The sequence below is a fragment of the Plantibacter sp. CFBP 13570 genome (assembly GCF_014841395.1).
GTDB lineage: Bacteria > Actinomycetota > Actinomycetes > Actinomycetales > Microbacteriaceae > Plantibacter > Plantibacter auratus.
Window position 1 is genome coordinate 1 of sequence record NZ_JACYTW010000114.1, and the last position, 5,297, is coordinate 5,297.

The 5,297-nt window shown below is 69.5% G+C and carries 6 protein-coding genes and 1 pseudogene; 3 read left to right on the forward strand and 4 right to left on the reverse strand.

What is annotated here, in order from left to right; all coding sequences use genetic code 11:
- Together IFT89_RS19490 and IFT89_RS19495 are read right to left on the reverse strand one after the other, a co-directional pair.
- The coding region (locus IFT89_RS19490; protein ID WP_202939799.1) for an RNA polymerase sigma factor at positions 1–882 on the reverse strand (882 nt) is incomplete at its 3' end.
- 22 nt (positions 883–904) lie between these two features.
- A complete protein-coding gene (locus IFT89_RS19495) occupies positions 905–1,348 on the reverse strand; it encodes a YciI family protein (protein ID WP_202939800.1) in 444 nt (147 codons plus the stop codon).
- 214 nt (positions 1,349–1,562) lie between these two features.
- On the opposite strand from IFT89_RS19495, the gene IFT89_RS19500 reads away from it, so the two are divergent.
- Positions 1,563–1,766 (forward strand): three-helix bundle dimerization domain-containing protein, encoded by a 204-nt coding sequence (locus tag IFT89_RS19500; protein WP_064295795.1) that lies wholly within the window; start codon positions 1,563–1,565, stop codon positions 1,764–1,766.
- A 20-nt stretch (positions 1,767–1,786) separates the two neighbouring features.
- Here the strand turns inward: IFT89_RS19500 and IFT89_RS19505 are convergent, their stop codons facing one another.
- A complete protein-coding gene (locus tag IFT89_RS19505; RefSeq protein ID WP_202939801.1) occupies positions 1,787–1,975 on the reverse strand; it encodes a hypothetical protein in 189 nt (62 codons plus the stop codon).
- A 189-nt stretch (positions 1,976–2,164) separates the two neighbouring features.
- Here IFT89_RS19505 and IFT89_RS19510 point away from each other — a divergent pair, with 189 nt between their 5' ends.
- A complete protein-coding gene (locus IFT89_RS19510) occupies positions 2,165–2,965 on the forward strand; it encodes a sugar phosphate isomerase/epimerase family protein (protein ID WP_079704551.1) in 801 nt (266 codons plus the stop codon).
- A gap of 372 nt (positions 2,966–3,337) precedes the next feature.
- The gene (locus IFT89_RS19515; RefSeq protein ID WP_202939802.1) at positions 3,338–4,774 is read left to right on the forward strand and encodes a glucose-6-phosphate dehydrogenase; all 1,437 of its coding nucleotides are present in this window, start codon (positions 3,338–3,340) and stop codon (positions 4,772–4,774) included.
- Positions 4,775–4,858: 84 nt separating this feature from the next.
- On the opposite strand, the pseudogene IFT89_RS19520 reads toward IFT89_RS19515, so the two are convergent.
- A pseudogene (locus tag IFT89_RS19520) lies at positions 4,859–5,297 on the reverse strand (glutathione-dependent formaldehyde dehydrogenase); the annotation flags it as partial.

A 5,297-nucleotide genomic window follows, 5' to 3' on the forward strand; every position in this document is an offset into this window, starting at 1 on the left:
CGCGTCGGCGCGGGCCAGCGCCGCCGTTCCGCGGCCGATCTGCGCCCGGTCCCAGCGCTCGCGGTGTTGGTCGGCGAGCAGGATCGCGGAGCCGTCGGGTGCGACACGGGCGGCGAAGCGTGAGGCCTGGAACTCCATGAGCGCGACGAGCGCGTGCGCCTCCGGCTCGCGGGGGACGAGCGCGACCAACCGTCGGCCCAGCCGCAGCGCCTCGTTCGCGAGCTCGGCGCGGATCCAGGTCGGTCCGCTCGTCGCCGCGTACCCCTCGGTGAAGAGCAGGTAGACGACGCCGAGGACGGCCGACAGGCGCCGGGGCCACTCGGCCGGGTCCGGCGCCTCGAAGTGGACGTTCGCCGCGGCGAGCGTCTTCTTGGCGCGGGTGATCCTCGCCTGCACCGTCGGCACCGGGACGAGGAGCATCCGGGCGATCTCCTGGGTGGTGAGCCCGCTGACGACCCGCAGCGTCAGCGCCACCTGCGACTCCCGCGACAGCACCGGGTGGCAGGCGGTGAAGACGAGACGCAGGACGTCGTCCCCGATCGGCTCCCAGTCGAGGTCGCTCGCCTGCTCAAGATCCCGGGCGAGCGACCGGTACCGCTCGTCCAATGCCGCCCGGCGTCGCCAACCGTCGATCGCGCGACGCTTCGCCACCATCGTCAGCCACGCACCCGGGTTGCGCGGCACGCCGTCGCGCGGCCACTGCTCGAGGGCCTCCAGCAGTGCCTCCTGGGCGAGATCCTCCGCCAGACCGAGGTCGCCGGTCAGCTTCGTGAGGGTGGCGACGATCTGCGCGCTCTCGATCCGCCAGACGCTGTCGACCACGCGGCGGGCGGCCTCGTCGCCGTCCGCCGCGCCGGTGTCGGTCAGGTCGGCGTCGGTCATGTCCGTCTCGCGTCGGTCGTGCTCAGGCCGGGTCGGCCGCGGGCTTCGCCACGCCTTCCTGCGCCCGCCAGTCCTTCTCCTTCTGGAGGTACTCGTTGTCGGCGTGGTCGGCGAAGTCCGTCTCGTCGGTCACGCGGCGCACCTCGATCTTGTTGCCGGGGCCGAGCGGCGCACGGCCGGCCCACTCGATGGCCTCCTCGCGGGTGGCGACCTCGATGGTCCAGAACCCGTTGAAGAGTTCGTGGAGTTCGCCGTAGGGGCCGTCGGTGACGATCGGGGCCTCGGTCGTGAACTCGACGACGGCACCCTGTGCGGCGTCGGTGAGGCCGTCACCGCCGACCATCACGCCGGCGTTGATCATCGACTCGTTGTAGGCGCCCATCGCGTTGATGACCGCTTCGAAGTCCATGTCCTCGAGCTTCTCGACGGACCCGCTGTTGCGCATGATGAGCATGTATTTCGACATCGTCTTCTCCTGTCGTCAGGGGCGCTGATCGCCCGCCTCACTCTGACGTCGAACGGCGAACACGGAAATCGACATCGCGGTCAGAATATCCTCGGCGGGTGCCTGATGGGGAGGGTGAACGGATCGCGGCGGCCAGGTGTCCGGCGGGAGAACAGCGGCGGACGGAAGTCGCGATTCACAGCCCAGGCAACAACTGTGGGTTGATACTGAGTCCATGGCAACTGAGATCGACCACGAAGAGATCATCCGTCAGCTCACTGCGAAGCTGAGCGAGAAGTACTCGGGGGTCGATTCCGCTCGGATCGGCGAACTCGTGCGCGAAGAGGTCAGCGCGCTCGCCGAGCGTCCGGTCCAGGATTACGTGACCGTCCTCGCCGAACGCGCGGTCAAGAAGTCCCTGAAGCGCTCCGAGAAGTAACGGTCCCGCCACCGGTCGGACTACGGCCGGTCGGGTCTGCTCGTCAGCGCCTCGATCGAGACCACGATCACGATGCAGATGACGAGCACGGTGAACACGTTCGGGTTCAAGGTCAACGCGTAGACCACGACGGCGATCAGGGTGAGGACGCCGATGATGACGATCGCGCGGCATGGTGATCTCCGCCTCGTCCGGTCCAGGTCTGCCATGGTGCCCCCTCGCTGATGGTCGGTCGAATCTCCAGACTATGAGTACCCCGACGACCCGCACATCCAGTCTCTGTCGATAGACTCGCCTCGGGTACTTTTGTCGACGAGTCGACAGAAGCGGTTCCGTGCCGTGGGAGACACGCGGGGAAGCGCCCGTCGGTGCCCGCCCGAAGCTACGAAGGAGTACCCATGAGCGCACCGTCCGTGCAGCTGTACACCGTCCGCGACGCCATCGCCGAAGACCTGCAGGGCGCCGTCGCCCGCATCGCCGAGATCGGTTTCACGAAGGTCGAGCCCTACGCGTTCGTCGAGCGCGCGGCCGAGTTCGAGACCGCCTTCGCCGCCGCTGGTGTCACGGCCCCGTCCGGCCACGCGCCTGTCATCGACGCCGCCGACCCGGCGGTCGCATTCGACGCGGCCTCGCGGCTCGGGATCGGGACGGTCATCGACCCGTTCATCCCCACCGATCGCTGGCAGACCGCTGACGACGCGGCACGTCTCGCCGAGCGCGTCAACGAGCTCGCCGTCCAAGCAGCGGCGTCCGGCCTGAAGTTCGGTTACCACAACCACAACTGGGAGTTCTCGACCCACGTCGACGGGCGCCCGATCTTCGAGCTGTTCGTCGAGCAGCTGTCGCCCGAGGTCGTCCTCGAGATCGACACCTTCTGGTCGACGGTCGGCGGTGCCGACACCCCGGCGTTCCTCCGTTCGCTCGGTGACCGCGTGCAGTTCCTGCACATCAAGGACGGCATCATCTCCGGTGACATCGCCACCGCACTGCCGAGCAGCGAGAGTGCGCTCGTCGTGCCCGACGCGCTCGCTCAGGCGTTCGCGAACCAGCAGCCCGCGGGTCAGGGCCAGGTCGACATCCCGGCGATCCTCGCTGCCGCACCGCACGCGACCCGCGTCGTGGAGTTCGACGGCTACAGCAAGGAGATCTTCGGCGGCGTCGCCGAGTCCTACGCCTGGCTCGCCGAGAACGACAAGTAGGCGCGCCCTCCGACAGGCTCAGTGACCGGGACACCCGTTCCCTGAGCTGCGCCGCACTGAGCCTGTCGAGGTGTCGAAGGGCCCACGGGGAGTCGTTCTGTGGCCGTGGACGTGTGCTCGGGGGCACTTCGACAAGCTCAGTGACCGAAGTTGGCTCAGTCACCGAGGTCGGCTCAGTGGCCGAGGTCGGCTCGGTGAGCGGGGCGCCCGTTCCCTGAGCCTGTCGAAGGGCCTACGGGGAGTCGTTCTGTGGCCGTGGACGTGTGCTCGGGGGCACTTCGACAGGCTCAGTGACCGAGTGCTGCTCAGTGACCGGGGCGCGGGCGTGCGCAACCCCACGACGATCATTCGACGCTCGGTCAGGATGGAATCATGAGCGACCAGTCCGACACCACCACCCAGCCCGATCCCGACACCGTACCCGGCATCCCGGACGCGGAGTCGCTGGAACCGACGAAGCGCACCATCGCGATCCTCGGCGCCAACGGCGACCTGGCCAAGCGGCTCCTGATCCCCGGCCTCGGCGAGGTCGTCGACGCCGCACGCGACATCTCGCTGCAGATCATCGGTGCCGCCCGCACGCCGCAGCCAAACGAGGAGTGGCGTGCGACCGTCCGCGCCAGTCTCGAGGATGCCGGCATCGGGGCCCGGACCGTCGACGCGCTGGTGTCGACGACGGAGTTCATCCCGACCGACGCCTCCGACCCCGACGAACTGCGTGCGCTGCTCGACGCCTGCACCGGCTCGCCGATCCTCTACATCGCGCTCCCGCCGTCCGCCGGGCGCAAGGTCGCCGAGGCGCTCGCGCAGATCGACCTGCCCGACGACCTCCTCATCGCCATCGAGAAGCCCTTCGGCGACGACCTCGCTGACGCCCAGGCGCTCAACGCGGCGCTCGCCGAGGTCGTGCCGGAGGAGCGTCTGTGGCGCATCGACCACTTCCTCGGCAACGCGACCGTGCTCGGGATGCTCGGCCTCCGCTTCGGCAACCGACTCCTCGAGGCGGGCTGGAACGCGGAACAGATCGAGAAGGTGGAGATCCTCTACGACGAGGAGCTGGGGCTCGAGGGTCGTGCGGCGTTCTACGACCAGACCGGCGCTCTGCGCGACATGCTGCAGAGCCACCTGTTGATGGTCCTCGCCCTCACCGCGATGGAGCGGCCGGACGCGGTGACGCCGACCGACGTCCACGACCGCATCGCCGAGGTCCTCGGCGCCGTCCGGCTGTGGAAGGACGATCCGTCGACGGCCCGTCGCGCCCGCTACACCGAGGGCCGGGTCGGCGACCGGCTCTTCCCCTCCTATGTGGACGAGCCCGACGTCGACGCCTCCCGCGAGACGGAGACGCTCGCACAGCTCCTGCTCCAGGTCGACACCCCGCGCTGGCAGGGGGTGCCGTTCGTCCTGCGCTCCGGCAAGGGCATCGGTGACCCGCGCCGCGAGGTCGCCGTGCACTTCCGCCGCTCGGCGGCGCCGACCGGACTGGACGCTCCCGACGGACACTCCGACACCGTCCTCCGCATGTCGCTCAAGGGCGGTGCGGTGCACCTCGACCTCATCGTGACCGGAGCCGATGACGTCGACGGCCTGCGCCGGGTCGAGCTCGAGGCGGACCCTGGAGCCGCGACCCTCAGCGCCTACGCGCAGGTGCTCGCCGGCCTCCTGCAGGAGAACACGCTGCTGTCGGTGCGCGGCGACATCGCCGAGCAGTGCTGGCGCATCGTCACCCCGGTCGTCACCGCCTGGGCTGCCGGCGAAACGCCGCTCGAGGAGTACGAGGCGGGGAGCGCCGGTCCGACGGACTGGTGATCGGGCGCTGACGCCGTGCTGACCGCCTGACACGAAACGACCCGCGCCGAATGATCGGCGCGGGTCGTTTCGTGCAGTGGGCGGTTACGCCGACGGCTTCAGGACGACCTTGATGCAGCCGTCCTCCTTCTTCTGGAACGTCTCGTACATCGCCGGAGCTTCGGCGAGCGGCACCCGGTGGGTGGCGAGGTCGAGGACGCCGAGCGGGTCGGTGCTGTCCTCGACGAGGGGGAGCAGCGTCGGGATCCAGCGGGCGACGTTGCACTGACCCATCCGGAGCGACACCTGCTTGTCGAACATCGACTTCATCGGCATGATGTCCGCCTCACCGGCGTAGACGCCGCTCAGGGACACGACGCCGCCACGGCGGACGAGCTCGAGCGCGGTGTGCAGCGCGGCGAGCCGGTCGATGCCGGCGTGCTCCATGGCCGGTCGCGCGATCGCGTCGGGCAGCACGCCGACGGCCGTCTGTGCCGCAGCCGCGATCGGTGAGCCGTGGGCCTCCATGCCGACGGCGTCGACG

Excerpts from the sequence above, each read along its gene's own strand:
- IFT89_RS19515 (WP_202939802.1), top strand. The coding sequence starts at position 3,338 with ATGAGCGACCAGTCCGACACCACCACCCAGCCCGATCCCGACACCGTA.
- IFT89_RS19500 (WP_064295795.1), top strand. The coding sequence starts at position 1,563 with ATGGCAACTGAGATCGACCACGAAGAGATCATCCGTCAGCTCACTGCG.
- IFT89_RS19505 (WP_202939801.1), bottom strand. The coding sequence starts at position 1,975 with ATGGCAGACCTGGACCGGACGAGGCGGAGATCACCATGCCGCGCGATC.
- IFT89_RS19495 (WP_202939800.1), bottom strand. The coding sequence starts at position 1,348 with ATGTCGAAATACATGCTCATCATGCGCAACAGCGGGTCCGTCGAGAAG.
- IFT89_RS19510 (WP_079704551.1), top strand. The coding sequence starts at position 2,165 with ATGAGCGCACCGTCCGTGCAGCTGTACACCGTCCGCGACGCCATCGCC.